Here is a 26,995-nt window from a genome sequence, read left to right as displayed (position 1 = left end):
CGAACGATGCTGCCCACGCTCCGGACGCGGCAACACCGTGACGTAATCTCGTCGCTCCGCCGTCCTCGCACCACGGGAGTCCCGCATGGCCGGAATCAGCCTCACGAAGATCGAGGAGACCGCGCCCGCGCTGGTGGGTGCCTACAAGAGCGCCGGGGTCAGCCTCACCAAGAACGGACTGAGCGGGCAACGGGCCGCCGTGTACCTGGTCGTCGACTACTCGGGGTCGATGAAGCCGTACTACGACGACGGCAGTGTGCAGGCCCTGGCCGACCGGGTGCTCGGCCTGTCCGCCCACCTCGACGACGACGGCACCGTCCCGGTCGTCTTCTTCTCCACGGACGTCGACGCGGTCACCGACATCGCGCTCGACAACCACCGGGGGCGGATCGAATCGATCGCGCGGGGGCTCGGGCACATGGGCAGGACCAGCTACCACCTCGCCATGGACGCCGTCATCGACCACTACCTCGACAGCGGATCCGACGCCCCGGCCCTGGTCGTCTTCCAGACCGACGGAGGGCCGATCAACAAGCTCGCCGCCGAACGGTATCTGTGCAAGGCGGCCCGGCTGCCGATGTTCTGGCAGTTCATAGGCTTCGGCGACCGGGGCAGCAAGCAGTTCGACTTCCTGCGCAAACTCGACGAACTGGCCGTGCCGCAGAAGCGGGCCGTCGACAACGCGGGCTTCTTCCACGCCGGTTCGGATCCGCGCGAGGTGAGCGACGGGGAGCTGTACGACCGGCTGGTGGCGGAGTTCCCGCAATGGCTGGTGGCGGCACGGGCCCGGGGCATCCTGGCCTGACCCGGTACGCCCCCGCCCGAGCCGGTTCGCCTGCCCCCGCCCGGGCCGGTTCGCCCCCAACCCGGTCCGGTTCGCCTCCCGCCGCCCCGGCCGGTCCACAACCGCCGCTCCGGCCCCGCCCGCCCCAACACCCCTGCCACGACGCCCCGTTGGCTTCGGGCGGCCGACGTGCCACCCTGGTGGGCCGAGGGGAGCGGCGAATGGGCGCACGAGAGATCGACTCCGGCACGGCCGCACGGACTTCGGTGAACGAGGCCTCCGGGAGCGGGACTTCGCAGGACCTCGGACCGGAGGGGACCTTACGGGCCCGGCGCGCGCCGAAGAGCGGCAAGGGGGAGCGGCTCGCCGACTGGGCCGACGGACGCCTCGGCGTCTACTCCCTGGCCAAGGCCAACATGCGCAAGGTCTTCCCGGACCACTGGTCGTTCATGCTGGGCGAGATCTGCCTCTACAGCTTCCTCGTACTGATCCTCACCGGCGTATATCTCACCCTGTTCTTCGAGCCCAGCGGCGTCGAGGTCGTCTACCACGGCTCCTACGGGCCGCTGAACGGCATCGTCATGACACGGGCCTACGAGTCCACGCTCGACATCAGCTTCGACGTGCGCGGCGGACTCCTGATCCGCCAGATCCACCACTGGGCGGCGCTCGTCTTCCTCGCCGGGATGCTCGTGCACATGATGCGGGTGTTCTTCACCGGCGCGTTCCGCAAGCCGCGCGAGGTCAACTGGCTCTTCGGCTGGACCCTGTTGATGCTCGGCCTCATCACCGGACTGACCGGCTACTCGCTCCCCGACGACCTGCTCTCCGGCACCGGCGTCCGCTTCGCCGACGGCGCCATCCTGTCGGTCCCGGTCGTGGGGACGTACCTCTCCTTCTTCCTCTTCGGCGGGGAGTTCCCCGGGCACGACATCATCTCGAGGTTCTTCCCCATCCATGTCCTGCTGCTGCCGGGCATCATGCTGGGACTGGTGGCCGCCCATCTGATCCTGGTCTTCTACCACAAGCACACCCAGTACCCGGGGCCGGGAAAGGACCAGAAGTCGGTCGTCGGCATGCCCTTCATGCCCGTCTACATGGCCAAGGCGGGGGGCTTCTTCTTCCTGGTCTTCGGAGTCCTGGCGGTCATGGGCGCGATCGCCACCATCAACCCCGTGTGGGCGTTCGGGCCCTACCGCCCCGACCTGGTGACCACCGGCGCGCAGCCCGACTGGTACCTCGGCTTCTCCGAAGGACTCATCCGCGTGATGCCGGGATGGGAGATCAACGCCTTCGGCCACACACTCCAGCTGGGTGTCCTCATCCCCTTCGCGCTCTTCCCGCTCATCATGACCGCCATCGCCGTCCACCCGTTCATCGAGGCCTGGGTCACCGGCGACAAGCGCGAGCACCACATCCTGGACCGGCCGCGCAACGCGCCCACCCGCACCGCACTCGGCGTCGCCTGGCTGACGCTGTACGCCGTCCTGCTGGTCGGCGGCGGCAACGACCTGTGGGCCACGCACTTCCACCTGTCGATCAACGCGATCACCTGGTTCGTCCGCGTCGCCGTCTTTGCCGGGCCCGCCTTCGCCTACGTCCTCACGAAACGGATCTGCCTCGGCCTCCAGCGGGCCGACCACGACAAGGTGCTGCACGGACGCGAGACCGGCACGATCAAGATGCTGCCGCACGGCGAGTACATCGAGGTCCATCAACCGCTCACCCCGGCCCAGCGATTCACCCTCACCCAGCACGAACAGGCGCCGCCCTACGAGGTGGGCCCCCTCGTCGACGCGAACGGCGTGGCCCGCCGCGCCGGCCCCGCCCGACGGCTGCGCGCCCGGCTCGCGCGCGCCCTGTACGGGCCAGGCACGAGGATCCCGAAGCCGACGGCCGAGGAGTACCGGGCGATCACGAGCGGGGACGACCACCACCACTGAGACCGGCCAGCGCCTCGGCCCTGCACTCGGCCGGTGTGCCCCAGACCGACCGCAGGGCGCGGGCCCTGGTGAACCACAGGGACAGGTCGTACTCCGCCGTGTAGCCGATCGCGCCGTGCAGCTGCAACGCGGTGCGCGCCGTGGCGTACGCGGCCTCGCACGCCGTCACCTTCGCCGCGGCCACGTCCGCCGGCGCCATCGACAGCGCGGCCCCGAACAGCAGCGGGCGCGCGAACTCCAGGGCGATCATCGCGTCCGCGAGCCGGTGCTTGACCGCCTGGAACGAACCGACGGCAACACCGAACTGGGTCCGCTGCCCGACGTACGCGACCGTCCGGTCCAGCAGAGCGAGGCCCGTCCCGAGCGCCTGGGCGGCGATCGCCAGCCGGGCCCAGACCGACGCCCGCAGCGCGGCACGGGCGACCTGCGGTCCGGCGGCGAGGAGTTCGCCGCCGGCATCGATCGGAGCGAGCCGCCGGGCCGGGTCCACGGACGCCCGTACCGGCCCGTGACCGGACGCCAGCCACAGCCCGTCACCGTCCACCACGAGCAACACCGTCGCCGCGTCCGCGTCGAGCGCGTATCCGCGCGGCGGGGCTGCCGCGCGCGGGCAGGGCGCGGGCCCGTCGGACGGGGGAGCGGTGCCGGCGTCGGGTGCGTGGCTGCCGGACGAGGACGATGTGCCGGCGTCGGGTGCGTGGCTGCCCGATGAGGACGATGTGCCTGCCTCGGGTGCGTCTCCGCCGGACAGGACCAGTGTGGTGACGCTCTTGCCCGAGGCGAGGGCCGGCAGCAGCCGTTCGGCGGGGCCCGGCTCGCCCAGCCGGCTCAGCTCGCTCAGCAGGGCGGCAACGGCGAGCGTCTCCGCAACCGGTCCCGGAACCGCGTGCCGCCCCAACTCCACGCACGCGAGCGCCAGTTCCACGGGAAGCGGGCCCACCCCCTCGTACGCCTCCGGGACGGCCAGCGCGAAGACCCCCGCGTCGGCGAGCCGCGACCACAGGGCCCGGCCGGGCGCGTGATCGCCACCGGCCCACGCCCGCACGATCGACGGCGTGTCCGCGGACGTCAGCATCGCGTCCAGCGAGGCGGCGAAGGCACGCTGTTCGGCGTCGAGGAGGAAGCGCATCAGCGACGGCCCTTCGGAAGGCCGAGCAGCCGCTCGGCGACGATGTCGCGCTGGATCTCGTTGGTGCCCGCGTAGACCGGGCCCGCGAGCGCGAACACATACCCCTCGGACCACGCGGTGCCGGCCAGCTCGCCCTCGGCGCCCAGCAGATCGAGCGCCGTCTCGTGCAGCGCGATGTCGAGCTCCGACCAGAACACCTTGTTCAGACTGGACTCCGCGCCGATGCTGTCCCCCTCCAGGAACCGGGACGCGTTCGCGTACGTGAACAACTGATAGGCGCGGGCGCCGATCACCGCGTCGGCCACCCGGTCGCGCAGGGCCGTGTCGGACGGGTCGCCGTGCGTGCGCCACAACGCGGCCAGCCGGTCCGCGGCGGCCAGGAAACGGCCCGGCGAACGCAGCGTCAGACCGCGTTCGTCACCCGCCGTCGACATCGCCACCCGCCAGCCCTGCCCCGGCTCGCCGATGACGTCCTCGTCGGGCACGAACACATCGTCCAGGAACAGCTCCGCGAACGCCGGCCTGCCGTCCAGCCGCCCGATCGGACGGACCGTCACCCCCGGCGCGCGCAGACCGAACATCAGATACGTCAGACCCTGGTGGGGCTTCGCCAGGCCCGGCTCACTGCGGAACAGGCCGAAGGCCCGGTCCGCGAACGCGGCCCGCGAGGACCACGTCTTGTGGCCCCGCAGAAGCCAGCCGCCCTCCACCCGCACCGCGCGCGACCTCAGCGAGGCCAGATCCGAACCCGCCTCCGGCTCCGACCACGCCTGCGCCCACACCACCTCGCCGGTGGCCATCGGGGGCAGCACCCGCGCGCGCTGCTCCGCGGTCCCGTGCCCGAAGAGGGTCGGCGCGAGAAGGCTGACACCGTTCTGCCCGACCCGGCCCGGCGCGCCCGCCGCGTGGTACTCCTCCTCGAACGCCAGCCAGCGCACGAGGTCCGCGTCCCGGCCGCCGAACTCCGCCGGCCACGACACCACCGACCAGCGGTCCGCCGCCAGTTCGGCCTCCCACTCCCGATGTGCCGCGAAGCCCTCCGCGGTCTCGAGCGAGGGCAGCGGAGCCGCCGGGACATGGGCCTCCAGCCAGGCACGGGCCTCGGCGCGGAACACCTCGTCGGCGGGGGAGCGGGTGAGATCCATACGGCGGCACCTTCCGGCAACCTTCCCTAACAAGTGTTTGGTAGGTTAACTTGGCGGCATGAGCGACGTCGAGAGCCCGGCGTACGTACCCGGCCACGGACTGCTGAAGGGCCGCACCGCCGTCATCACCGCGGCCGCCGGCGCCGGCATCGGCGCGGCCACGGCACGCCGGTTCCTCGAAGAAGGCGCCCGCGTCATGGTCAGCGACGCGCACTCCCGCCGGCTCAAGGAGACCGCCGAGACCCTGACCACGGAGTTCGGCCCCGCCAACGTGAGCGCACAGCCCTGCGACGTCACCGCCGAGGACCAGGTCCAGGCCCTCTTCGACACCGCCACCGCCCACCACGGCCGACTGGACATCGTCGTCAACAACGCGGGCCTCGGCGGCACCTCACCCCTCGTCGACATGACCGACGACCAGTGGTCAACCGTCCTCGACGTCACCCTGAACGGCACCTTCCGCTGCACCAGGGCCGCCCTGCGACGACTCAAGGAAAGCGGCGACGGCGGAGTCGTCGTCAACAACGCCTCCGTCCTCGGCTGGCGCGCCCAGTCCGGACAGGCCCACTACGCCGCCGCGAAAGCGGGCGTCATGGCCCTCACCCGTTGCGCCGCCGTCGAGGCCGCCGCCTACGGCGTCCGCGTCAACGCCGTCGCGCCCAGCCTCGCCCTGCACCCCCACCTCGTGAAGGTCACCACCCCCGAACTCCTGGAAGAACTGACCGCCCGCGAGGCCTTCGGCCGGTACGCCGAACCCTGGGAGGTGGCCAACGTCATCGTGTTCCTCGCCTCCGGCTACTCCTCGTACCTCACCGGCGAGGTCGTCTCCGTGAGCAGCCAGCACGCATAGGACGACAATGACCGAGTGCCTACCAAGAAGAAGCCCCAGGTGACCGCCGCCCCCGAGCGCCGCCGCGAACTGCTCGGCACCGCCGCCGAGGTGTTCGCCGAACAGGGCTACAACGCCACCACCGTCCGCAGAATCGCGGACGAGGCCGGGATCCTCGCAGGCAGCCTCTACTACCACTTCGACTCCAAGGAATCGATGCTGGAGGAGATCCTGCGGACCTTCCTCGACGAGCTCTGGGCCGGCTACGACACCGTCCTCGACGCCGGACTCGGCCCCCGGGAAACCCTCGAAGCCCTCGTCACCGAATCCTTCCGGGAGATCGACCGGCACCGCGCGGCCGTCGCCATCTACCAGAAGGAATCCCGGCACCTCGCCGCACAGCAGCGCTTCGCCTTCCTCACCGAGTCCCAGCACAACTTCGAGAAGGCCTGGCTCAGCACCCTGGAACGCGGAGTCGACGCCGAGGTCTTCCGGGCCGACCTCGACATCCGCCTCACCTACCGCTTCGTCCGCGACACCGTCTGGGTCGCCGCCTCCTGGTACCGGCCAGGCGGCCGGCACAGCCCCGAGGAGATCGCCCGCCAGTACCTGTCGATGGTGCTCGACGGCATCTCCGTCCGCACATAGCCGCAGCGAACCACTCATCCTGGCAAGGGAGTCGTCATGGCCGAGGCCTACATCGTCGAAGCGGTCCGAACACCCGTCGGGCGACGAAAGGGAGGACTCGGCGCCGTCCACCCCGCCGACCTCGGCGCGCACGTGCTCAAGGCCCTCGTCGAACGCTCAGGAGTCGACCCGGGCGCCGTCGAGGACGTCGTCTTCGGCTGCCTGGACACCGTCGGCCCGCAGGCCGGCGACATCGCCCGCACCAGCTGGCTGGCGGCCGGACTGCCCGAGGAGGTCCCCGGAGTCACCGTCGACCGGCAGTGCGGCTCCTCCCAGCAAGCCGTGCACTTCGCCGCCCAGGGCGTCCTGTCCGGCACCCAGGACCTCGTCGTCGCCGGCGGCGTCCAGAACATGACCCAGATCCCCATCGCCTTCGCCACCCGCCGGGCCGCCGAACCGCTCGGCCTCACCGAAGGCCCCTTCGCGGGCAGCGACGGCTGGCGGGCACGCTACGGCGACCGCCCCGTCAACCAGTTCCACGGCGCCGAACTCATCGCCGCCAAATGGGGCATCAGCCGCCGCGACCAGGAGGAGTTCGCCCTCCGCTCCCACCAGCGGGCCGTCCGCGCCACCGACGAGGGTCGCTTCACCCGCGAGATCATCGCCCACGGCGGCATCAACGCCGACGAGGGACCACGCCGCGACACCACCCTGGAGAAGATGGCCGCCCTGAAACCGGTCGTCGCGGGTGGCACCGTCACCGCCGCCTGCTCCTCCCAGGTCTCCGACGGCGCCGCCGCGATGCTGCTCGCCTCGAAGCGGGCGCTGCGCGAACACGGCCTGACCCCCCGCGCCCGCGTCCACCACCTCTCCGTACGCGGCGAGGACCCGATCCGGATGCTCTCCGCCCCCATCCCCGCCACCGCGTACGCCCTGAAGAAGACCGGCATGTCCATCGGCGACATCGACCTCGTCGAGATCAACGAGGCGTTCGCCCCGGTCGTCCTCGCCTGGCTCAAGGAGACCGGCGCCGACCCGGAGAAGGTCAACGTCAACGGCGGCGCCATCGCCCTCGGCCACCCCCTCGGCGCCACCGGCGTACGCCTGATGACGACCCTGCTGCACGAACTCGAACGCACCGGCGGCCGGTTCGGACTCCAGACGATGTGCGAGGGCGGAGGCCAGGCGAACGTGACGATCATCGAACGGATCTGAGGCACCCCGGTCCGCGCGGCCGGACGAGGCCGGACCCCGTGACCCGCCGCAGGCACTCAACCCCTCGGCCCGCCACGGGCCCCGGGGCCCGGCAACCTGTCCGAGTGGCCGTCAGCCGTCGAGCGAGAAGCCCAGCAGGACACCGGCATGGACCTCGACCGCGCCCGGGGCCAGATCGCCCTCCGAGCCGCCACCGCCGCTCCCGTGACCCCGGTGACCGCGGAGCTCCCAGGACTCGGCGTCCACGTCCTGCACATGCAGGACCGTCCCCAGCGAGACGCCCGCGGCCTGCGCGTACACCTCGGCCTTGCGGCGGGCAGCGGCGACAGCCCTGCGCCGCGCCTCGTCCCGCATCGCGGGCTTGTCGAGCACGTCGAACGTGACGTCGTCGACACGGTTGGCGCCCGCGTCGACCGCGTCCACGATGAGCTGCTGAAGATCGTCGACCGCTTCGGTCTCGATGGTGTACGACGCCTGGCAGCGGTAGCCGAGGAACTTGCGGCCCGCGCCGTATCCGTCGTACTCGGAGTTGAGCTTCAGCTTGGAGCCGGAGACCGACGCGTCCGGTATCCCGTGCCGGCGCACCGCCTCGCGCAGCCCGGACACCGCCGTACCCGCCTTGCGGAACGCCTCGTCGGGCGAGGACTCCAGAAGGTCCACGGCCAGCCTGACCCGCACCAACTGCGGCTCGGCCCGCACACTTCCGGCGCCGAAGACGCTGAGGCCCCACGGTTCTCTGATCGACTGATTCATCCCGGCATTCAACCACCGCCTCCCACAAGGGCGTCGAGAGTTTCCCCGGCCTGCGCCATCACCCGTTCGACCAGCTCCGCGCACGACGGGAGATCCTCGATCACCCCCGCCACCTGACCAGACGCCATCACCCCCAGATCCGTCCGGCCGTCCACCATCGACGACTTCAGGAGCATCGGCGTGTTCGCGGCGAGCAGGACCTGGCTCCAGGTCAGATCCCGCCCGTGTTTCATGGCCAGGCCGTCGCCGATCATCCGCGACCAGGACAGACCGGAGAGCCGCCGGAACCCGGCGGCCCGGCGCACCGCCTGGACGAGCGCCCCCGCGCGCCCAGCCCCCTCCAGGGCGTCGACGAGCTCACTGCGCAGCATGCGGTGCGGCAGCCCGTCGACCGCCGTCGTCACCGTGACGTCCTTCACCGTCGCCGCCAGATACCTCGCCTTCACCGCGTCGGGGACCGTCGAGTCCGACGTCAGCAGGAAACGCGTACCCATCGCGATGCCCGCCGCCCCGTACGCCAGCGCGGCCACCAGCCCCCGCCCGTCGTGGAACCCGCCCGCCGCCACCACCGGGATGTCCACGGCGTCCACCACCTGGGGCAGCAGCACGCTCGTCGCCACCTCCCCGGTGTGGCCGCCGCCCTCGCCGCCCTGCACGATCACCGCGTCGGCGCCCCACGCGGCCACCTTCTCGGCATGCCGCCTGGCGCCCACGGACGGCACGACGATCACTCCCGCCTCCTTCAGCCCCGCGATCAGCTCGCGGGAGGGGGCGAGCGCGAACGACGCGACCCGCACCCCCTCCTCGACGATGATCCGCACCCGGTCGCCCGCGTCCCCGGCATCGGCGCGCAGATTCACCCCGAAGGGCCGGTCCGTACGCGACTTGACCTCCCGCACCGCGTCACGGAGCTGATCGAGCGTCATCGTCGCCGACGCCAGGATCCCCAGCGCGCCCGCGTTCGCCGTCGCCGAGACCAGCCGGGGCCCCGCCACCCAGCCCATACCGGTCTGCACGACGGGGCACCGGACACCGACGAGCCGTGTCAGCGCCGTCTCCATCAGCCCCGGCCCCCGCCCGGACCAGCGGTCGCGCCGCCCCGGGGATCGGGCACCTCACGGTCGCGCAGACCGTCCGGGTCGATCACCGTGCGGATCAACTCCAGCTCCCGGGGGCTCGGTTCACGGGTGAAGGGAACCTCGTCCGGGACCATCAGCCCGAAACCCGTCGCCCGCGCGACCTGCTCGACGGTGACGCCCGGGTGGACGGACACCAGCCGCATCGACCGGTCGGGCGTCGCGAAGTCGAGGACGGCCAGGTCGGTCACCACCCGAGGGAGACGATGGAAACGCGCGGCGCCCGGACCCGCGGCCGCGACCCGGTCGTACCCCACCCCGCACACCATGTCGACCCGGTCCACGAACACCCGTGGAGAGTGTCTGGGTATCCAGTAACTGGTCGGATTGTTGAGCGTGTTGACCGGAGCACCACGCACGCCGAGCAACTGGCGCCGGGGCCGGGACCAGTCACCGACGCACGAGATGTTCTGGTTGCCGAACCGGTCGATCTGACTCGCGCCCATCATCACGTGCCGCCGCCCGCCGGTCACCGCCGTCAGATGCCTGCGGTACGGCAGCCACCCCTCCGGGCTGCCGTCCGGGCCGACGAGCAGCGCCTCACCGTCGGTCAGCAGCAGATCCGGCGAGAAGGTGTGCCGGGCCAGCCGGGCGCCGACGGACGGGATCAGGCCCATCGGACTGGCCAGCACCTCGCCGTTGTCCCGCCAGGCCTCGGCGCACGCGATCACGCAGTACTCGGCTCGAGTGACGCTCACTGTTCCCGCTCCTTCCGCCAGTCCCGCACGGCGCTCTGATAGGCGTGCTCGCCACCGCCGAGGAACCGCTCGGCGAACTCGGCGTACGGCGTGGCCGCGTACAGCCTCTGGAACTCCTCGTCCCGCCCGTAGTCCGGGACGCACGAGGTGAAGTGCGCGCCGTTCGGCGTCTCCACCACCCCGGTCACGGACGACCGCTGGAGCAGCAGGGTCTGCGGCGCCGCCTCCTTGGTCAGCTCCGCCGTGTCGACGATCCGCTCGCAGGAGACGTACGCCGAGTCCGCCGCCTCGCAGAACAGATCGTCGAAGTACGGGTCGGGGCCCAGATACTGGCCGTTGCCCGCACGGTCCGCCCGGTTCATGTGGACCAGGGCCGCGTCCAGGCGCAGCGCGGGCATGGCCACCAGCTCCTCCGGTATCCCCGAGAGCGCGTCCGGATACGGCGAGGTGACCGTCCGCAGGTCCGGGTTGACCCGCATCACATCCGAGCCGAGTCCCGCCCGCACCGGGAGGAACGGCAGCCGGTTCGCCGCCGCGTGCAGCCCCCACATGAACATCGCCTCGTCCACCTCCCTCAGCTCGAACGCGCCGCGCTCGCGGGCAGCGCGGTAGTGCGGTTCGAGCGGGACGGAGTCGAGCGTCACGAAGGCGGTCACCAGCGTGCGGATACGGCCGGCGGCGGCCAGCAGCCCGACGTCCGGACCGCCGTACGACACGACGGTCAGATCGGTGATCCCGCTCCGGAGCAGCGCTCTGACCAGAGCCATCGGCTTGCGGCGCGACCCCCAGCCGCCGATGCCGAGGGTCATCCCGCTCTCCAGCCGGCCGACGACGTCCTGCGCCGACATGGTCTTGTCGCTCACCGGGGGGCCTCCTCGCCGAAGGTGTCGCGGACCCGGGCCGCCACTCCGGTGAGAGCGGCCTCGAAGGTGAAGCCCTGCTCGAAGCGGTAGCTGCGGCGCACGTCGACGGGATCGATGCCGTTGATGGCGGCCTTGGCGAGCCGCAGGAGCCGCCCGTCCTTCGCGGCCATCTCGCGCGCCAGCTCCAGCGCCGCCGACCGCAGTTCCCCGCGCGGCACGACCCGCCACACCGAGCCGTGGGCGTGCAGCTCGGCCGCCGTCGCCGTGCGCGAGGTGTAGTACAGGACACGCATCAGATGCCGGGGCACGAGACGGGCCAGATGCGTGGCGGCGCCGAGCGCGCCGCGGTCCAGCTCGGGCAGGCCGAAGACCGCGTCCTCGCTCGCCACGATCGCGTCCGCGTTCCCCACGAGCCCGATGCCGCCGCCCAGGCAGAACCCGTGCACCGCCGCCACGACGGGCACCTCGCACTCGTACACCGCTGCGAAGGCCTCGGCGCAGCCGCGGTTCGCGCCGATCAGCGCGTCATGACCGGTCCTGTCGCGTTGCAGCTCCTTGATGTCGACGCCCGCGTTGAATCCGCGGCCCTCCGCTCTCAGGACGACACAGCGGACCCCGGGATCGCGGCCCGCCGCGCGCACGGCCTCGGCGAGGTCGAACCAGCCCCGCACCGGCAGCGCGTTCACCGGCGGGAAGTCGACCGTGACGACGGAAATCCCCTTTTCCGGGGACGAGGTGGAGACACCCATGGACACATCAGCTACCTTTCCACCAAACGTTTGTTAGGTGTGATGCGAAGCTAGCAGCGATCGCGGCCGCGCGGGAGGCCCTGTGGACAACGCGGACACCATGAACGGGTCCGGATCCTCGGACGGGTCCGGATCCTCGGACGGGTCCGGATCCTCGGACGGGTCCGGATCCTCGGACGGGTCCGGATCTTCGGGCGGGTCCGGGCCCTCGGATCAGTGCGGCTCCTCGGACCGGCTCGGGCCCTTCGTGGATCTCGGCGGCCGGACCGTCGTCGTCACGGGCGGCACCCGAGGCGTCGGAGCCGGCATCGCGCGCGCCTTCGGGCGAGCCGGCGCGCACGTGGTGGTCTGCGCCCGCAGGCCGCCCGAAGTCCCCCTCGAAAAGGCCGACTTCGTCCCCGTCGACCTGCGCGACCCGGCCGCGGTCCGTGCCTTCTTCGACGCCCTGCCCCGCCTCGACGTACTGGTCAACAACGCGGGCGGAGCCCCTTACCGGCCCCTCGCCGAGGCGGACGCCGAGCGGCACGCCCGGGTGATCGAACTCAACCTCACCGCACCGCTCACCGCGTCGATCGCGGCCCACGAACACCTCAGACGGACCCGGGGTTCGATCGTGATGATCGGCAGCGTGAGCGGCTCACGCCCCTCGCCCGGTTCCGCGGCCTACGGCGCGGCCAAGGCGGGACTGGAGAACCTGGCCCGTTCGATGGCCGTCGAGTGGGCGCCGGAGGTCCGGGTCAACACCCTGGTCGTCGGCATGGTCCGCACCGAACTGGCCCATCTGCACTACGGAGGCGAGGACGGCCTCGCCGCCGTCGCCCGTACCGTCCCGCTGGGCCGCCTCGCCCGGCCCTGCGACGTCGGTGCCGCCGCCGTCTTCCTCGCCTCCGACGCCGCCGCCTACATCAGCGGCGCCTCCCTCCTCGTCCACGGAGGCGGCGAACGGCCCGCCTTCCTCGACGCCGCCACCGTCAACAAGCGGCGGCAGGCCACCGCCGACCGGCAGCAGGCCACCGCCCACCAGCACGAGCAGGGAGAAACCCGATGAGCGCACCACTGCTGTGCGAGGGGAGGGTCGTGATCGTCACGGGCGCGGGCCGCGGGCTCGGCCGGGCCCACGCGCTGGCGTACGCGGCCGAGGGCGCCCGACTCGTGGTCAACGATCTCGGCGTCGGCCTCGACGGGACCCCCGCGGCGGACGGTCCCGCCCGGCAGGTGGCCGAGGAGATCCGGGCGGCGGGCGGCGAGGCCGTGGCCCACGGCGGCGACATCGCGACCACCGAGGGCGCCGAGTCCGTCGTCCGCACCGCGCTGGAGACGTACGGGCGTCTCGACACCCTCGTCAACAACGCCGGGTTCCTGCGCGACCGGATGCTCGTCAACCTCGGCGAGGACGACTGGGACGCCGTCATGCGGGTCCATCTGAAGGGGCACTTCCTGCCGCTCAGGCAGGCGGCGGCCCACTGGCGGGCGGAGGCGAAGGCGGGCCGGGCGCCCGACGCCAGGGTCGTCAACACCAGCAGCGGGGCGGGCCTGCTGGGGTCGGTCGGGCAGGGCAACTACAGCGCTGCCAAGGCCGGAATCGTCGGGCTCACCCTGGTCGCGGCGGCCGAGATGGAACGGTACGGCGTCCAGGTCAACGCCATCGCCCCGGCGGCCCGTACACGGATGACCGAGCGCACCTTCGCCGACACCATGGCCGCCCCCGGCAGCGGCTTCGACGCCATGGACCCCGGCAACGTCTCGCCGCTGGTGGTCTGGCTCGGATCGGCGGCCAGCGCCGGGGTCACCGGCCGGGTCTTCGAGAGCGAGGGCGGCCGGATCACGGTGATGGAGGGCTGGCGGCCGGGCCCGAGCGCCGACAAGGGAGCCAGGTGGACCCCGGCGGAGGCCGGCGAGACGGCCCGCGAACTCCTGACCCGGGCCACTGCTCCGGGGGCGGTGTACGGGTCCGGGTAGCGGCCCCGGTGATCAACGAGGGCTCAGTGCCCGGGGCGGGTCGTGCTCGCCTTCAGCAGGGTGACGATCTCCGTGTGGCCGGTTTGGAGGTCGTCGCCCGCGAACGGCCTGCCCCGGGCGTCCAGGAGCTGGACCTCGACGGTGACGCCCTCGGGCGACGGATGCCGGTGGGTGACCGAGGCATGGCTGTGACCGTGCGTGCGGGCCAGGCCCTCCCTGAGCTCGGCCTCGACACCGACGCCGAGCAGACGGCGGGCCTCCGCCAGCGCCTCGCCCCGCGCCCCCGCCCCGTGCGCGAGCAGGGCCCGTACGCAGCCGGCGGAGCCCCGGTGCGCGGCCGTCACCAGCGGGGGTTCGCCCGCCGGTCCGGGCCGGCCGGGGTCCGCGCCCGCCCCGAGGAGCGCCTCCGCGACGGCGGTGTGACCCCGCCGCAGGGCCCAGGTCAGCGCAGTGAAACCGAAGGCCTCCACCGTGTCCGGGTGCGCTCCCGCCGCGAGCAGGGCGCGGACCACCTCCGTGTGACCGCCGCAGGCGGCGCCGCACAAGGGAGCGTCCGTTCCCAGGCTCAGCCGGTCGGGCTCGGCGCCGACGGCCAGCAGCAGCCGTACGACGGCGGGCCGGTCGCTCACCGCCGCCAGATACAGGGCGCTCTGCCCGTCCTCGTCGACCGCCTCGGGGCTCACTCCGGCCCGCAGCAGCCGTACGACCGTGTCCTCGTCCCCCTCGTACACGGCGGGGAAGAGAAGAGCGGTCGGGTCGTTCGTGCTCATCCTTCGACCCTCGCTCGCCACCGACGCGCGAGGCAAAGACTTTTGAGGTGTTCTGCCTCACCCGGGCCGCCCATCGCGCGTGCGGTGCCGGCGATCGGCCCATCCCCTACGTGTCGCACTCCAGCACCGTCCGGCACAGCGCGCACCGCGCCCGCACCCGGCCCCGCACCGGCACCCTGATGCGCTGGTGGCAGGTCGGGCACGGGAAGGAGACGCGCAACGGTCCGCGGTCGTCGGGCGCGAAGGTGTAGGGGACGCCGGAGTGGTCGGGGGCGCGGTGGTCCTGGGCGTGGCGGCGGTCGCGGGCGTAGCGGCGGCGGCCCGCCCAGCCCGCCGCGGTCAGCGGGGGCTGCTGCCCGTCACGCAGCGCCAACTCCTTGCCCTTGGTGTACGCGGTGTACGCCTGCGGGCTGGTGAACCACACCGAGGGGTCCTCGTCGAAGACCAGGGCGCGCTTGGCGAGGACGTAGCCGTACTCCTCGGGGGTCAGATAGCCGAGCTTCTGCGAGGACGCGCCGTCCTCGCGGTAGGCGTCGAGGAGGAGCCATCCCGCGCCGAGGTAGGCCGCGGCCGTGTCGGTGAGGATCTCGGTGTCGCGGGTGCCGGGGAAGGAGAGGTCCAGGCGGTGCAGATAGACGTGCATCACCTCGTGGGCGAGGGCCGCGCCGATGTCCCTGCGGTGGGTGCGGAAGCGGTCGTTGAGCTCGATGAAGTACTCGGGCCCCGCGGCTAGTTCGACATGCGCCGCGTGGGTCATCTCGCGGAAGCCGACGATCATCCGGGCGTCCGGCAGCCGGTAGTGCCGCACCATCTCGCGGGCCACGCGCTGGGCACCCAGATGCAGGTCGTCGACGTCGGCGAAGGCCACGTCGGCGGGCGCCACGCTGGCCGCGAAGGTGTGGACGGTGTCGTACGAGAGCCGCTTGTACAGCGCGGTGATCGATGCCCGCACCGTGTCCAGATGCGGGTAGCCGTGCTCGACGGGTCCGCCGTTCGCCACGCCCGCACCCCCAGAAGACGCCGGAACTCCTCTCCACTGTAAGCGGGGTTCCGCCCGGTGGCGGGGGAGCGGGGCGGGGCGGGGCGGGGGCTGGCCGGAATGCGGCTCTTGCCCGGTACGGCGGCCGGTCCCCATAATCCCCACCAGCTTGGCAGGTGCATGGCAGTAAATGGTTTCCGTGCACCCGCCCGGCGGACAACCCCCCACGAAAGGAAGCACGTTGAAGTCTCCCAGGAAGTACGGCGTCATCAGAAGACTGCTCGCCGTCGGCACTGTCGCGCTCGCCGCCATGTCCCTCCAGCCGCTCACCGCCCACGCCGCACCCGCCCCCGTCGTCGGCGGGACACGCGCCGCCCAGGGCGAATTCCCCTTCATGGTCCGCCTCTCCATGGGCTGCGGCGGAGCCCTCTACACCAAAAGCATCGTCCTGACCGCCGCGCACTGCGTGAACGGCTCCGGCACCAACACCTCCATCACCGCCACCGCCGGCGTCGTCGACCTCCAGAGCGGCAGCGCCGTCAAGGTCAAGTCCACCAAGGTGCTCCAAGCCCCCGGCTACACCGGCAAAGGCAAGGACTGGGCCCTCATCAAACTCGCCCGGCCCATCGAGCAGCCCACCCTGAAGCTCGCCACCAACACCGCCTACAACAACGGCGACTTCACCATCGCCGGCTGGGGCGCCACCCGCGAAGGCGGCGGCCAGCAGCGCTACCTGCTCAAGGCCACCGTCCCCTTCGTCGACGACGCCACCTGTCAGCAGGCCTACGGCAGCGACCTCGTCCCCGGCGACGAGATCTGCGCCGGATTCGTCACCCAGGGCGGCGTCGACACCTGCCAGGGCGACTCGGGCGGACCCATGTTCCGCAAGGACGACACCGGCGCCTACATCCAGGTCGGCATCGTCAGCTGGGGCCAGGGCTGCGCCGAACCCGGATACCCCGGCGTGTACAGCGAGGTCTCGACCTTCGCCGCCGACATAGCCAGGGCCGCCGCCGGCCTCTGACCCCGCGAACCACAGCACCCGTCCGTACGACACACGAACCGTACGACCCGTGAGCGCGCCGCCCACGACCCCGGTCGAGGGCGCCGCGCTCACGGCGTCCCACAAAGATCGAGGCCCCCGCGGCCACGTAGGGTTGGCTGTCATGACCACCAGCAAGCCCCAGGAAGCCGGCCCCGACGTCAGCGCGGAGCTCGCCCGGCTGCGCGACAGCATCGACAACATCGACGCCGCCGTCGTCCACATGCTCGCCGAACGCTTCAAATGCACCCAGCAGGTCGGCCACCTCAAAGCCGCCCACCACCTGCCGCCCGCCGACCCCTCCCGCGAGGCCCACCAGATCGCCCGGCTGCGCAGCCTCGCCGAGAACGCCAAGCTCGACCCGGCCTTCGCCGAGAAGCTGCTGAACTTCATCATCGCCGAGGTCATCCGCCACCACGAGCGCATCGCGGACGACGCGGACGGCGCCACGCCCGGCACACCTGAGTGACGGCGGTGGGCCGCCACGCCCCCACCCGACAGGACACCGCAACCCCCGCACATCCCCCGAACACACACCCCGACCGCGGCCCGTGACCAGGGGACGCCAATGAGTACATACACGACCACCCCTGTGTCCTGACCCCACCATCGGGCAGCATGGCCTCATGTCCGTACTGACGCGCGACGAAGCGCAGACCCGTGCCAAGCTCCTCGACGTCCACCACTACGGGATCGAACTCGACCTGACCACAGGGGACGAGACCTTCGACTCCCTGACCGTCATCCGGTTCACGGCCCGTGCCGACGCGGACACCTTCGTCGAGCTGAAGCCCGCCGAACTGCGCTCCGTCACCCTCGACGGCCGCCCCCTCGACCCGCAGACCCTGGACGAGAACCGGCTGCCCCTCAAGGGACTCACCGCCGGCGAGCACGAACTGCGCGTCGACGCCTCCATGCGCTACTCCCGCACCGGGGAGGGCATGCACCGCTTCACCGACCCCACCGACGGCGAGACCTACCTCTACACCCAGCTGTTCATGGAAGACGTCCAGCGCGTCTTCGCCGCCTTCGACCAGCCCGACCTCAAGTCCGTCTTCGAACTCACCGTCACCGCCCCCGAACGCTGGACCGTCCTCGCCAACAGCGTCACCGAACACCTCGGCGGCGGCCACTGGACAGCCGCCCCCACCCCCCTCATCTCCACCTACCTCGTCGCCGTCGCCGCCGGCCCCTGGCACTCCGTACGCACCGAACACGGCGGCCTCCCCTTCGGCCTCCACTGCCGCCGCTCCCTCGCCCCGTACCTGGACGCCGACGCCGAGGAGATCCTCGACATCACCCGCGCCTGCTACGACCGCTACCACGAGAAGTTCGACGAGCCCTACCCCTTCGACTCCTACGACCAGGCGTTCGTCCCCGAATTCAACGCCGGCGCCATGGAGAACCCCGGACTCGTCACCTTCCGCGACGAATTCATCTACCGCTCCGCCGTCACCGACACCGAGCGCCAGACCCGCGCCATGGTCATCGCCCACGAAATGGCCCACATGTGGTTCGGCGACCTCGTCACCCTGCGCTGGTGGGACGACATCTGGCTCAACGAGTCCTTCGCCGAGTACATGGGCTACCAGACCCTCACCGAAGCCACCCGCTTCACCGACACCTGGGTCGACTTCGGCGTAGCCCGCAAGTCCTGGGGCTACGACGCCGACCAGCGCCCCTCCACCCACCCCGTCGCCCCCGACCCCGACGCCGTCCCCGACACCGCGTCCGCCATGCTCAACTTCGACGGCATCTCCTACGCCAAGGGCGCCTCCGCCCTGCGCCAACTCGTCACCTGGCTCGGCGAGAAAGACTTCCTCGCCGGCATCAACACCCACTTCGCCCGCCACAAGTTCGCCAACGCCACCCTCGCCGACTTCATCGACAACCTCGCCTCCGCCACCGAACGCGACGTCCACGCCTGGGCCGACGCCTGGCTGCGCACCACCGGCGTCGACACCATCGAGCCCGAACTCACCGAGACCGACGGCACATGGCAGCTCACCGTCGGCCACCGCGGCAGCCGCCCCCACCGCGTCGCCGCCGGCGCCTACGACACCGTCCCCGGCGAGCAGACCCGGCTCACCCTGCGCGAGCGCTTCGAACTCGACGTCCCCCAGAGCGACCCCACCGCCCCCAGGCCAGGCCGCCGCCCCGACCTGCTCCTCCTCAACGACGGCGACCTCACCTACGCCAAGGTCCGCTTCGACACCAAGTCCTTCCAGACCCTGCGAGCCGCCCTCGCCGGCCTCCCCGACCCCCTCACCCGGGCCGTCGTCTGGAACGCCCTGCGCGACGCCGTACGCGACGGCGAACTGCCCCCCACCGCCTACATCGAGACCGCCCGCACCCACCTGCCCCACGAGAACGACCTCGCCGTCGTCCAAGGCGTCCTGACCTTCGCCACCGCCCACGTCGCCGACCGCTACCTGAGCCCCGAAGAGCGGCCCGCCGCCCTCGCCACCCTCACCGACCTGTGCCGCGACCTCGTCCGCCGCACCGAGGACGGCTCCCACCCCGGCCTGCGCCTCACCGCCGTACGCCACCTCATCGACGTCGCCGCCCACCCCGACACCATCAGCGCCTGGTTCTCCGAGGGCACCGTCCCCGGCGGCCCCGAACTCGACCCCGAGCTGCGCTGGCGCATCCTCGGTCGGCTCAGCGTCCTCGGCGCCGTCGACGACGCCGTGATCGAAGCCGAACTCGTCCAGGACCCCAGCGCCACCGGCCAGGAAGGCGCCGCACGCTGCCGCGCCGCACTGCCCGACCCGCAGGCCAAACGCGCCGCCTGGGAAGCGATGTTCGCCGGCGACGAACTCTCCAACTACCTGTTCACCGCCACCGCCCAGGGCTTCTGGCAGCCCGAACAGACCGCCCTCGTCCACGAGTACGTCGAGCGCTACTGGGCCGACGCCGTGGCCGTCGCCGAACGGCGCGGCCCCGCCATCGCCGAAGCCGCCGGCCGCTGGGCCTTCCCCGCCTGCGTCGTCACCCCCGAGACCCTCGCCCTCGGCGAGGCCTGCCTGCGCGACGCCGACCCCATCCCGGCCCTGCGCCGCAGGTTCACCGACCAGCTCGACGACCTCGCGCGAGCGCTGCGGGTGCGCCAGGCCTAGACACCACGCGGAGTCCGGAGTCCGGAGTCCGGAGACCCTAGACCAGGGACCAGGGACCAGGGACCAGGGTCAGGGGCCAGGGACCAGGGACCGGCGCCACGCCGGACGCCGGGGCCGACGCCGGACACAGAGCCCACACGCCCGAAGCCGACGCCGGACATCGAGCCCGAAGCCCGAAGCCGATGCCGGACACCGAGCCCGAACCCGACGCCGGACACCGACAGCACACCAGACGCGAACCCGGACGCCGGACAGCTGCACCGCAGCCGTCCGGCGTCCGGCGCGTCCGGCACCGCTCACACAAATCCTCCGTACGGCAGTACCCCCGCCGGGGCCGAATCGTTGTCCTTGGCGGGCGCACCTGCCCAAAACCACACACGCCGGGAAGGACCCCGCCGCACGTCCACCGGAGGACACCATGAGCACGCCGCCCCTCGCCTCAGGCCCCCAAGGCCCCGACGTACTGCGGCCGTTGCTCGAGACCGTCCTGCACGCCCTCGCCGAAGGCACGGCCGCCCGCGGCGGACCCCTCCCCGCCGGAGGACCCGAACACGTCGCCGGACGCCTGCGCACAGCCCTCGGCGACCCCCTGCCCCACCACGGCAGCCCCGACGCCCTGCACACCCTCGTCCGCGCCCTCGCCGAAGGCGCCGCCGACCCCGCCGACCCCCTGTGCGCGGCCCACCTGCACTGCCCGCCCCTGGCCGTCGCCACCGCCGCCGACCTCGCCGCCTCCGCCCTCAACCCCTCCCTCGACTCCTGGGACCAGGCCCCCGCCGCCTCCGAACTCGAAGCACTCGTCGCCCGGGCCCTCGCCCACCAGGTCTACGGCGACCCGGACACCTCAAGCACCCCGGACAGCCGAGGCACCCGGGACACCCCAGGCACGCGAGGTGACGCCCTCATCACCACCGGCGGCACCGAATCCAACCAACTCGCCCTCCTCCTCGCCCGCGAGAAACACCACGGCGTCCAACTCGTCTGCGGCACCAACGCCCACCACTCGCTCCACCGCGCCACCTGGCTTCTCGGCCTCCCCGAACCCGTCGTGATCCCCGCACCGGCGGGCACCCTCGACCCCGCCGCCCTCGACAGCGCCCTCACCGACCTGCGCGGCCCCCTCCTCGTCGCCGCCACCGCAGGCACCACCGACGCAGGACTCATCGACCCACTGTCCGACATCGCCGACCTGTGCGCCGCCCACGGCGCCCGCCTCCACATCGACGCCGCCTACGGCGGAGGCCTCCTCTTCAGCGACCGGCACCGCACCAAACTCGACGGACTCGCCCACGCCGACACCGTCACCCTCGACCTCCACAAACTCGGCTGGCAGCCCGTCGCCGCCGGACTCCTCGCCGTACGCGACCCCACCGACCTCACCCCCCTCACCCACCGGGCCGACTACCTCAACGCCGACGACGACACCGAAGCGGGCCACCCCGACCTCCTCGGCCGCTCCCTGCGCACCACCCGGCGCCCCGACGTCCTCAAAATCGCCGTCACCCTCAAAACCCTCGGACGCCACGGCATCGGCCGACTCGTCGACCAGGTCTGCGCCCACGCCCACGAACTCGCCGACCTCACCGCCGCACACCCCGGCTTCGAGCTCTACGACCACCCCGTCATCAGCACCGTCCTCTTCCGGCCCCACGACGCCACCGACGACACCGTCGCCGCCGTACGCCGCACCCTCCTCGACCAAGGCCGAGCCGTCCTCGGCCGCGCCACCCTCGACGGCCGCCGCTGGCTCAAAGCCACCATCCTCAACCCCCACACCCGGCCCGGCGACCTGGCCACGCTCCTGAAACTGGTGGAAGGACACACCCCCCGATGAGACCGACACCCCACCCCCAGCGCCCCACCGCCGAAACACCCCGCGACCTCGTCGGCATCGGCATCGGCCCCTTCAACCTCTCCCTCGCCGCCCTCGCCCACCCCCTCACCGAACTCGACACCGTCTTCTACGAACAACGCCCGGGCTTCGACTGGCACCCCGGCCTCCTCATCGACGGCGCCACGCTCCAAGTCCCCTTCCTCGCCGACCTGGTCACCCTCGCCGACCCCACCAGCCCCTGGTCCTTCCTCAACTACCTCAAGGACCGCGACCGCCTCTTCCCCTTCTACTTCGCCGAGCGCTTCCACATCCAACGCGCCGAATACGACGCCTACTGCCGCTGGGTCGCCGACAACCTCCCCGGACTCCGCTTCGCCCACCAGGTCGACACCGTCCGCTGGAACCCCGAACACGAGCTCTTCGAAGTCGACTTCACCCAACTCGACACCAACGGCCAGGCCCAGGCCCTCGGCCGCACCCACACCCGCAACATCGTCCTCGGCGTCGGCACCGCCCCCCACATCCCCGAACCCCTCAAACCCCTCGTCGACGCCCCCGACGCACCCGTCATCCACGCCGCCGACTACCTCAAACACCGGGACCGCTTCCTCACCGCCGACCACATCACCGTCATCGGCGCCGGCCAGTCAGGGGCCGAAGTCTTCCTCGACCTCCTCCGCAACCGCCCCATCGGAAAAGAACGAATCCACTGGCTCGCCCGCACCGAGGCCTTCGCCCCCATGGAGTACTCCAAACTCGGCCTCGAACACTTCACCCCCGACTACACCCGCTACTTCCACGCCCTCGGCGAACCCGTCCGCGACCGCCTCCTCGCCGCCCAATGGCAACTCCACAAAGGCATCGACGCCGACACCATCGCCGCCATCCACGACGAGCTCTACCGCCGCACCCTCCACGGCGGCTGGCCCGACGCCGTCCTCACCCCAGCCGTCACCGTCCGTACCGCCGGCCGCATCGCCACCACCAAAATCGAGCTCCACCTCGAACACGTCCAGCAAGGCACCCGCTCCCGCCTCACCACCAACGCCGTCGTCCTCGCCACCGGCTACCGCGAACGCCCCATCGCCCCCCTCCTGGCCGGACTCGACACCTACCTCCGCCGCGACAACGCCGAACGCCCCGCCATCGACAACCAGTTCCGCCTGGTCCTCGACCCCACCGTCACCGGCCGCGTCTACGTCCAGAACGCCGAACTCCACACCCACGGCGTCGGCACCCCCGACCTCGGCCTCGCCGCCTGGCGCAGCGCCACCATCCTCAACTCCCTCACCGGAAAAGACCCCTACCCCCTCCCCGGCCGAACCGCCTTCACCACCTTCGGCCTCGAACACACCCCCCGCGTCCCCGCCGCCCGCAAAGAACCGAGAACACTCACCCCCCTCGTCCCTCTCGTACCTCTCGTCCCCCTCATTCCCCTCGTCGAAGGACGATGAGGACCACCCCCACATCCCCTCATCGGACGAGCCCCACCGATCGGTTCACACAGCGGCCGGGATTTCTCCGATCGCCTCGTACACCCGCCCAAGACAAAACGGCGCCGACGCGAAATCCGCGCCGACGCCGCCCATCCGAACCACCACCGCCCTAGAACACGGGCACACCCTCACGCGTCAGCTTCCAGTCCACCGACGCGAACTCCTTCGGGTCCAGCACACCCTTCGCCGTGACCCACTCCGCGATCCGCGTCCGGATCTCCGTCGACTCCGACCACACCTCGGTCGCCGAAGCGACATGCGGGAACGCACCGCCACCATTGGCACGGTAGTTGTTCACCGCCAACACGAACTGCTGAGCATCGTCCAACGGCGCACCGCCGAACGTGACGTTCTTGATCCGCGAACCCTCCGCCTGCGCGATGTCGATGTCGTACCCAAGACCCGACACATAGTCAAAGTTGTAGTCCGGACGACCGTTCGCGTTCGTCAGCTTCTCCGTGTCGACCACCGCACCCACGGCCGTCTGCACGAAGTAGTTCGCCGAGTACTCCAGGTACGCACGGACCTGCGCGCCCGTCAGCACCTTCGCCACCAGCGTGTTGTCATACACGTACAGACTCGACAGATCCCGGATCGTCACATTGCCGGCCGGGATCTCCGACGTCCGCGAGAACGGCGACGCCTGCGCGATCACCGGCAACGACGCGTACTGCGTCCCCACCAGCGCCGCCCGCACCACATCCTCCTGGACCTTCGTGATCAGATCGATGATCGGAGCGTCCTTGTACCGCGCCTCCACCGTCGTCAGCGTGTCCGTCGCCGTACCTACCACCTGGTTGACGTACGCCACCACAAGATCGTGCTCGGCCTTCAGCAGCCGCGTGATCTTCGGGTCGTCCGCCACCGAGTTCGTGTTGCGCACCGAAGCCGCCACCGACTCGACCCGCCAACGCCCCTTCTCGAAGACCAGCCCGAAGTCGAACACCGACAGCCGCTCCGCGTACGCCAACGGCTCCGACAACACCACCGTCTTCCCCGTCGCCACGTTCGTCACCTTCAGCTCCGGGATCTCCAGATGCGCGTGACCCACCAGAATCGCGTCGATCCCCGGCACCTGCTGCGCCACCAGCGCCGCCGAGTTCTCCACGTACCGCACCTGATCACCGTACGACGACGTACCCGATGTACCCGAATGCGCCGACACCACCACCACGTCCGCACCCATCGACCGCAGCTTCGGCACCCACTTCGCCGCCTGCTCCTCAAGACCGGGGAACGTCAACTTCCCCTGCACATACGCCTTGTCCCAGATCGCGATACCCGGATTCGTCAGCCCCAGCACGGCCACCCGCACCGGCGGAGCCCCATGAACATGGAAATCCTTCATGAAATACGGCGGGAAAGCCGGCTTCAGCGTCTTCGCGTCCAGCGCGTTCGCACCCAACAACGGGAAACGACACTGCGACTCGAACTTCCGCAACGTCTCGATCCCATAGTTGAACTCATGGTTCCCGAGCGCCACCGCGTCATACCCGATCGCGTTCATCGCCTGCGCCATCGGATGCACCGGACCACCCTTGGCGGTGATCGGATCCACCTTCGCGTAGTAATACGCCAACGGAGTGCCCTGGATCGTGTCACCCGCGTCCAGCAACAGCGTGTTGCAACGCCCCTTCTCCGCCCGGATCCCGTTCACCAGCGTCGAGATCCGTGCCAGCCCCTGAGCGTTGCCCGCCTTGTCCGCGTACTCCGCGTCCTTGAAGTAGTCCCAGTTGAAGACATGACCGTGCAGATCGGTCGTCCCCATCACCGTCAGCTCGTACCGCTTCACCGACCGGCCCCCCTTCGCCCCCTCGGCGGCCTGCGCCACCGGAGCCGCGCCCACACCCGCGAGCGCCACCCCCGCACCCGTCACGGCGGACTCCTTCAGAAACTTCCGGCGATTCAACGGCATGTCTCGAACTCCTCGGGAAAAGGTCAACGACGCGCGTAGATTCTGGCCCAACACCCGCCCCCGCAAAAGACCCTGGAGGTTTCCATCTGATGGCCGGACGACACCACCGACCACCCACCCAGTGACAGAGCGGGACGAATGACCCCCGACCCCACCCCCACCGACCGACGCACCCCGGCCACCACCCCCGCCGCCCGACACACCCCAGCCATCACGCCCGCCGGTCGCTACGCCTCAGCCACCACCCCCGCCGGCCGGTACATCCCAGCCATCACACCCACCGGCCGGGTCAACGCCGCCTCACCGCGGCGCTACCACGGCTCCAGCCCCACCTGACAACATCACGGAAAGTCACCGGACGACTCTCCCGCGCACCCACCCCACCGGCAGACGCACACTGGACGGACACGGGCACAAGAACGCGCCGACCGCACGAAGAGCAATACCCTGCTCATCGGAGCGGCACGGCGCACAATTCAACACTTGTCAATAACCCTTCACGCAAAGGTTGTTGAGTAGTCATGCGCGACCAATTCTCTACCGACCGGTAAGGCCTAGGCTCGAATCATGCGCCGAGCAAAAATCGTCTGCACACTGGGCCCCGCAACCGACTCGTACGACCAGATCAAAGCCCTGGTCGAAGCCGGAATGGACGTAGCCCGCTTCAACCTCAGCCACGGCACCCACGCCGACCACGAAGAGCGCTACCGACACGTCCGGAAAGCCTCCGACGAAACCGGCCACAGCGTCGGCATCCTCGGCGACCTTCAAGGCCCGAAGATCCGCCTCGGCCGCTTCACCGAAGGACCCGTACTCCTTGAACGCGGAGACACCTTCACCATCACCGTCGAAGAAGGCGCCCAAGGAGACCGCGACCACTGCGGAACCACCTACGACGGACTGGCAGCCGACGTCACTCCCGGTGAACGCATCCTCGTCGACGACGGCAAAGTCTGCCTCGAAGTCACCTCCGTGGACGGCCCCCGCGTCCACACCACTGTCATCGAAGGCGGAATGGTCTCCGACCACAAAGGCCTCAACCTCCCCGGCGTCGCCGTCTCCGTCCCCGCCCTCTCCGACAAGGACGAGGACGACCTCCGCTGGGCGCTGCGCACCGGCTTCGACGTCATCGCCCTCTCCTTCGTCAGGAGCGGCAAGGACATCCACGACGTCCACCGCATCATGGACGAAGAAGGCCGCCGCCTCCCCGTCATCGCCAAAGTCGAAAAGCCCCAGGCCGTCGCCAACATCGACGACATCGTCGCCGCCTTCGACGGCATCATGGTCGCCCGCGGCGACCTCGGCGTCGAAATGCCCCTCGAACAAGTCCCCATCGTCCAGAAGCGCGCCGTCAAACTCGCCAAGCGCAACGCCAGACCCGTCATCGTCGCCACCCAGATGCTCGACTCGATGATCGACAACTCCCGGCCCACCCGCGCCGAAGCCTCCGACGTCGCCAACGCCGTCATCGACGGCACCGACGCCCTCATGCTCTCCGGCGAGACCAGCGTCGGGAAGTACCCCGTCGAGACCGTCAGGACGATGGCCAAGATCATCGAAGCCGCCGAGGAGGACATCCTCACCAAGGGCCTGCCCCCACTGACCGAACGCAACAAGCCCCGCACCCAGGGCGGCGCCGTCGCCCGAGCCGCAGCGGAGATGGGCGACTTCCTCGGCGCCAAGTTCCTCGTCGCCTTCACCCAGTCCGGCGACACCGTCCGACGCCTCTCCCGTTACCGCTCTCCGATCCCGCTCCTCGCCTTCACTCCCACGCCCGCCACCCGCTCCCAGCTGAACCTCACCTGGGGTGTCGAGACCTTCCTCGGCCCGCACGTCGACTCCACCGACGCCATGGTCGACCAGGTCGACGAACTCCTCCTGAAGTACGGCCGCTGCAACAAGGGCGACATCGTCGTGATCACCGCGGGCTCCCCGCCCGGCGTCACCGGCTCGACGAACCTGGTCCGCGTCCACCACGTCGGCGAGGACGACAGCCCCAAGTAACCGGAC

The 26,995-nt window shown here is 70.9% G+C and carries 23 protein-coding genes; 13 read left to right on the top strand and 10 right to left on the bottom strand.

All coding sequences use genetic code 11. The features are described 5' to 3' along the window. The first annotated feature begins 85 nt into the window (after positions 1–85). Positions 86–805 carry a VWA domain-containing protein gene (locus ABZV42_RS11915; RefSeq protein WP_355983796.1) on the top strand — a complete coding sequence of 240 codons (720 nt, stop codon included), beginning with the start codon at positions 86–88 and terminating at the stop codon, positions 803–805. A 200-nt stretch (positions 806–1,005) separates the two neighbouring features. Next, complete coding sequence (locus ABZV42_RS11910) at positions 1,006–2,727, top strand: cytochrome bc complex cytochrome b subunit (RefSeq protein WP_355983795.1); 1,722 nt, start codon at positions 1,006–1,008, stop codon at positions 2,725–2,727. Here ABZV42_RS11910 and ABZV42_RS11905 read toward each other — a convergent pair. Beyond that, positions 2,699–3,856, bottom strand: coding sequence for an acyl-CoA dehydrogenase family protein (locus tag ABZV42_RS11905; protein ID WP_356051795.1), 1,158 nt, complete (start codon positions 3,854–3,856; stop codon positions 2,699–2,701). The two genes, ABZV42_RS11910 and ABZV42_RS11905, sit on opposite strands and share 29 nt — an antisense overlap. After that, positions 3,856–5,001, bottom strand: coding sequence for an acyl-CoA dehydrogenase family protein (locus ABZV42_RS11900; RefSeq protein ID WP_355983793.1), 1,146 nt, complete (start codon positions 4,999–5,001; stop codon positions 3,856–3,858). The genes ABZV42_RS11905 and ABZV42_RS11900 overlap by 1 nt, the downstream gene beginning before the upstream one ends. Before the next feature lie 58 nt (positions 5,002–5,059). Here ABZV42_RS11900 and ABZV42_RS11895 point away from each other — a divergent pair, with 58 nt between their 5' ends. Genes ABZV42_RS11895 through ABZV42_RS11885 form a run of 3 tightly spaced genes read left to right on the top strand, consistent with a single transcriptional unit; the run spans position 5,060 to position 7,672 of the window. Further along, complete coding sequence (locus ABZV42_RS11895; RefSeq protein WP_356051793.1) at positions 5,060–5,851, top strand: SDR family oxidoreductase; 792 nt, start codon at positions 5,060–5,062, stop codon at positions 5,849–5,851. 15 nt (positions 5,852–5,866) lie between these two features. After that, on the top strand, positions 5,867–6,478 hold the full coding sequence (locus ABZV42_RS11890) for a TetR/AcrR family transcriptional regulator (protein ID WP_355983791.1): 612 nt from the start codon (positions 5,867–5,869) through the stop codon (positions 6,476–6,478). Positions 6,479–6,514: 36 nt separating this feature from the next. Then, positions 6,515–7,672: an acetyl-CoA C-acetyltransferase gene (locus ABZV42_RS11885; RefSeq protein ID WP_356051791.1), complete on the top strand. Its 1,158-nt coding sequence runs from the start codon at positions 6,515–6,517 to the stop codon at positions 7,670–7,672. Positions 7,673–7,783: 111 nt separating this feature from the next. Here the strand turns inward: ABZV42_RS11885 and ABZV42_RS11880 are convergent, their stop codons facing one another. Genes ABZV42_RS11880 through ABZV42_RS11860 form a run of 5 tightly spaced genes read right to left on the bottom strand, consistent with a single transcriptional unit; the run spans position 7,784 to position 11,871 of the window. Further along, entirely contained in the window at positions 7,784–8,425 is a 642-nt protein-coding gene (locus tag ABZV42_RS11880; RefSeq protein ID WP_355983789.1) for an SIMPL domain-containing protein, read from the bottom strand. An 8-nt stretch (positions 8,426–8,433) separates the two neighbouring features. Continuing rightward, complete coding sequence (locus ABZV42_RS11875) at positions 8,434–9,486, bottom strand: nitronate monooxygenase (protein WP_355983788.1); 1,053 nt, start codon at positions 9,484–9,486, stop codon at positions 8,434–8,436. Continuing rightward, positions 9,486–10,259, bottom strand: a complete 774-nt coding sequence (locus tag ABZV42_RS11870; RefSeq protein WP_356051789.1) for a CoA-transferase — start codon at positions 10,257–10,259, stop codon at positions 9,486–9,488. The genes ABZV42_RS11875 and ABZV42_RS11870 overlap by 1 nt, the downstream gene beginning before the upstream one ends. Then, positions 10,256–11,122: a CoA-transferase gene (locus ABZV42_RS11865; protein WP_355983786.1), complete on the bottom strand. Its 867-nt coding sequence runs from the start codon at positions 11,120–11,122 to the stop codon at positions 10,256–10,258. Before ABZV42_RS11865 ends, ABZV42_RS11870 begins: the two co-directional genes overlap by 4 nt. Beyond that, positions 11,119–11,871, bottom strand: a complete 753-nt coding sequence (locus tag ABZV42_RS11860; RefSeq protein ID WP_355983785.1) for an enoyl-CoA hydratase family protein — start codon at positions 11,869–11,871, stop codon at positions 11,119–11,121. The genes ABZV42_RS11865 and ABZV42_RS11860 overlap by 4 nt, the downstream gene beginning before the upstream one ends. Positions 11,872–12,118: 247 nt before the next feature. Here ABZV42_RS11860 and ABZV42_RS11855 point away from each other — a divergent pair, with 247 nt between their 5' ends. Both ABZV42_RS11855 and ABZV42_RS11850 read left to right on the top strand, forming a co-directional pair. Beyond that, positions 12,119–12,919, top strand: coding sequence for an SDR family oxidoreductase (locus tag ABZV42_RS11855; protein WP_355983814.1), 801 nt, complete (start codon positions 12,119–12,121; stop codon positions 12,917–12,919). Next, entirely contained in the window at positions 12,916–13,830 is a 915-nt protein-coding gene (locus tag ABZV42_RS11850) for an SDR family oxidoreductase (RefSeq protein WP_356051787.1), read from the top strand. Before ABZV42_RS11855 ends, ABZV42_RS11850 begins: the two co-directional genes overlap by 4 nt. Positions 13,831–13,853: 23 nt before the next feature. On the opposite strand, the gene ABZV42_RS11845 is transcribed toward ABZV42_RS11850, so the two are convergent. Then, entirely contained in the window at positions 13,854–14,600 is a 747-nt protein-coding gene (locus ABZV42_RS11845) for an ankyrin repeat domain-containing protein (protein WP_356051785.1), read from the bottom strand. Positions 14,601–14,706: 106 nt separating this feature from the next. Further along, positions 14,707–15,600, bottom strand: coding sequence for a hypothetical protein (locus ABZV42_RS11840; RefSeq protein WP_355983782.1), 894 nt, complete (start codon positions 15,598–15,600; stop codon positions 14,707–14,709). Between the two features lie 220 nt (positions 15,601–15,820). Here ABZV42_RS11840 and ABZV42_RS11835 point away from each other — a divergent pair, with 220 nt between their 5' ends. The 5 genes from ABZV42_RS11835 to ABZV42_RS11815 all read left to right on the top strand — a co-directional run bounded on the left by ABZV42_RS11835 (position 15,821) and on the right by ABZV42_RS11815 (position 23,028). Next, positions 15,821–16,603, top strand: a complete 783-nt coding sequence (locus ABZV42_RS11835) for a serine protease (protein WP_356051783.1) — start codon at positions 15,821–15,823, stop codon at positions 16,601–16,603. A gap of 142 nt (positions 16,604–16,745) precedes the next feature. Then, a complete protein-coding gene (locus ABZV42_RS11830; RefSeq protein ID WP_355983780.1) occupies positions 16,746–17,090 on the top strand; it encodes a chorismate mutase in 345 nt (114 codons plus the stop codon). Positions 17,091–17,247: 157 nt separating this feature from the next. Continuing rightward, positions 17,248–19,740 (top strand): aminopeptidase N, encoded by a 2,493-nt coding sequence (gene pepN / locus ABZV42_RS11825; RefSeq protein WP_355983779.1) that lies wholly within the window; start codon positions 17,248–17,250, stop codon positions 19,738–19,740. Positions 19,741–20,158: 418 nt separating this feature from the next. Next, positions 20,159–21,574 carry an aminotransferase class V-fold PLP-dependent enzyme gene (locus ABZV42_RS11820; protein WP_356051781.1) on the top strand — a complete coding sequence of 472 codons (1,416 nt, stop codon included), beginning with the start codon at positions 20,159–20,161 and terminating at the stop codon, positions 21,572–21,574. Continuing rightward, positions 21,571–23,028: a SidA/IucD/PvdA family monooxygenase gene (locus tag ABZV42_RS11815; RefSeq protein ID WP_356051780.1), complete on the top strand. Its 1,458-nt coding sequence runs from the start codon at positions 21,571–21,573 to the stop codon at positions 23,026–23,028. Before ABZV42_RS11820 ends, ABZV42_RS11815 begins: the two co-directional genes overlap by 4 nt. A gap of 151 nt (positions 23,029–23,179) precedes the next feature. Here ABZV42_RS11815 and ABZV42_RS11810 read toward each other — a convergent pair whose 3' ends face one another. Beyond that, positions 23,180–24,985: a 5'-nucleotidase C-terminal domain-containing protein gene (locus ABZV42_RS11810; protein WP_356051778.1), complete on the bottom strand. Its 1,806-nt coding sequence runs from the start codon at positions 24,983–24,985 to the stop codon at positions 23,180–23,182. A gap of 567 nt (positions 24,986–25,552) precedes the next feature. On the opposite strand from ABZV42_RS11810, the gene pyk reads away from it, so the two are divergent. Continuing rightward, positions 25,553–26,989, top strand: a complete 1,437-nt coding sequence (pyk, locus tag ABZV42_RS11805) for a pyruvate kinase (RefSeq protein ID WP_356051776.1) — start codon at positions 25,553–25,555, stop codon at positions 26,987–26,989. The last annotated feature ends 6 nt before the right edge of the window (positions 26,990–26,995 follow it).

This window comes from Streptomyces sp. NPDC005281, assembly GCF_040607495.1.
Classification (GTDB): Bacteria; Actinomycetota; Actinomycetes; order Streptomycetales; family Streptomycetaceae; genus Streptomyces.
Note: the sequence above shows the minus strand (reverse complement) of the source record. Positions and strands in the feature narration are given on the sequence as shown.

What these genes read in the sequence shown, in the direction of transcription:
- ABZV42_RS11815 (WP_356051780.1), top strand. Translation starts at nt 21,571, where the DNA reads ATGAGACCGACACCCCACCCCCAGCGCCCCACCGCCGAAACACCCCGC.
- pepN (WP_355983779.1), top strand. Translation starts at nt 17,248, where the DNA reads ATGTCCGTACTGACGCGCGACGAAGCGCAGACCCGTGCCAAGCTCCTC.
- ABZV42_RS11810 (WP_356051778.1), bottom strand. Translation starts at nt 24,985, where the DNA reads ATGCCGTTGAATCGCCGGAAGTTTCTGAAGGAGTCCGCCGTGACGGGT.
- ABZV42_RS11845 (WP_356051785.1), bottom strand. Translation starts at nt 14,600, where the DNA reads ATGAGCACGAACGACCCGACCGCTCTTCTCTTCCCCGCCGTGTACGAG.
- ABZV42_RS11875 (WP_355983788.1), bottom strand. Translation starts at nt 9,486, where the DNA reads ATGGAGACGGCGCTGACACGGCTCGTCGGTGTCCGGTGCCCCGTCGTG.
- ABZV42_RS11910 (WP_355983795.1), top strand. Translation starts at nt 1,006, where the DNA reads ATGGGCGCACGAGAGATCGACTCCGGCACGGCCGCACGGACTTCGGTG.
- pyk (WP_356051776.1), top strand. Translation starts at nt 25,553, where the DNA reads ATGCGCCGAGCAAAAATCGTCTGCACACTGGGCCCCGCAACCGACTCG.
- ABZV42_RS11900 (WP_355983793.1), bottom strand. Translation starts at nt 5,001, where the DNA reads ATGGATCTCACCCGCTCCCCCGCCGACGAGGTGTTCCGCGCCGAGGCC.
- ABZV42_RS11830 (WP_355983780.1), top strand. Translation starts at nt 16,746, where the DNA reads ATGACCACCAGCAAGCCCCAGGAAGCCGGCCCCGACGTCAGCGCGGAG.
- ABZV42_RS11895 (WP_356051793.1), top strand. Translation starts at nt 5,060, where the DNA reads ATGAGCGACGTCGAGAGCCCGGCGTACGTACCCGGCCACGGACTGCTG.
- ABZV42_RS11915 (WP_355983796.1), top strand. Translation starts at nt 86, where the DNA reads ATGGCCGGAATCAGCCTCACGAAGATCGAGGAGACCGCGCCCGCGCTG.
- ABZV42_RS11885 (WP_356051791.1), top strand. Translation starts at nt 6,515, where the DNA reads ATGGCCGAGGCCTACATCGTCGAAGCGGTCCGAACACCCGTCGGGCGA.
- ABZV42_RS11880 (WP_355983789.1), bottom strand. Translation starts at nt 8,425, where the DNA reads ATGAATCAGTCGATCAGAGAACCGTGGGGCCTCAGCGTCTTCGGCGCC.
- ABZV42_RS11850 (WP_356051787.1), top strand. Translation starts at nt 12,916, where the DNA reads ATGAGCGCACCACTGCTGTGCGAGGGGAGGGTCGTGATCGTCACGGGC.
- ABZV42_RS11860 (WP_355983785.1), bottom strand. Translation starts at nt 11,871, where the DNA reads ATGGGTGTCTCCACCTCGTCCCCGGAAAAGGGGATTTCCGTCGTCACG.
- ABZV42_RS11905 (WP_356051795.1), bottom strand. Translation starts at nt 3,856, where the DNA reads ATGCGCTTCCTCCTCGACGCCGAACAGCGTGCCTTCGCCGCCTCGCTG.
- ABZV42_RS11820 (WP_356051781.1), top strand. Translation starts at nt 20,159, where the DNA reads ATGAGCACGCCGCCCCTCGCCTCAGGCCCCCAAGGCCCCGACGTACTG.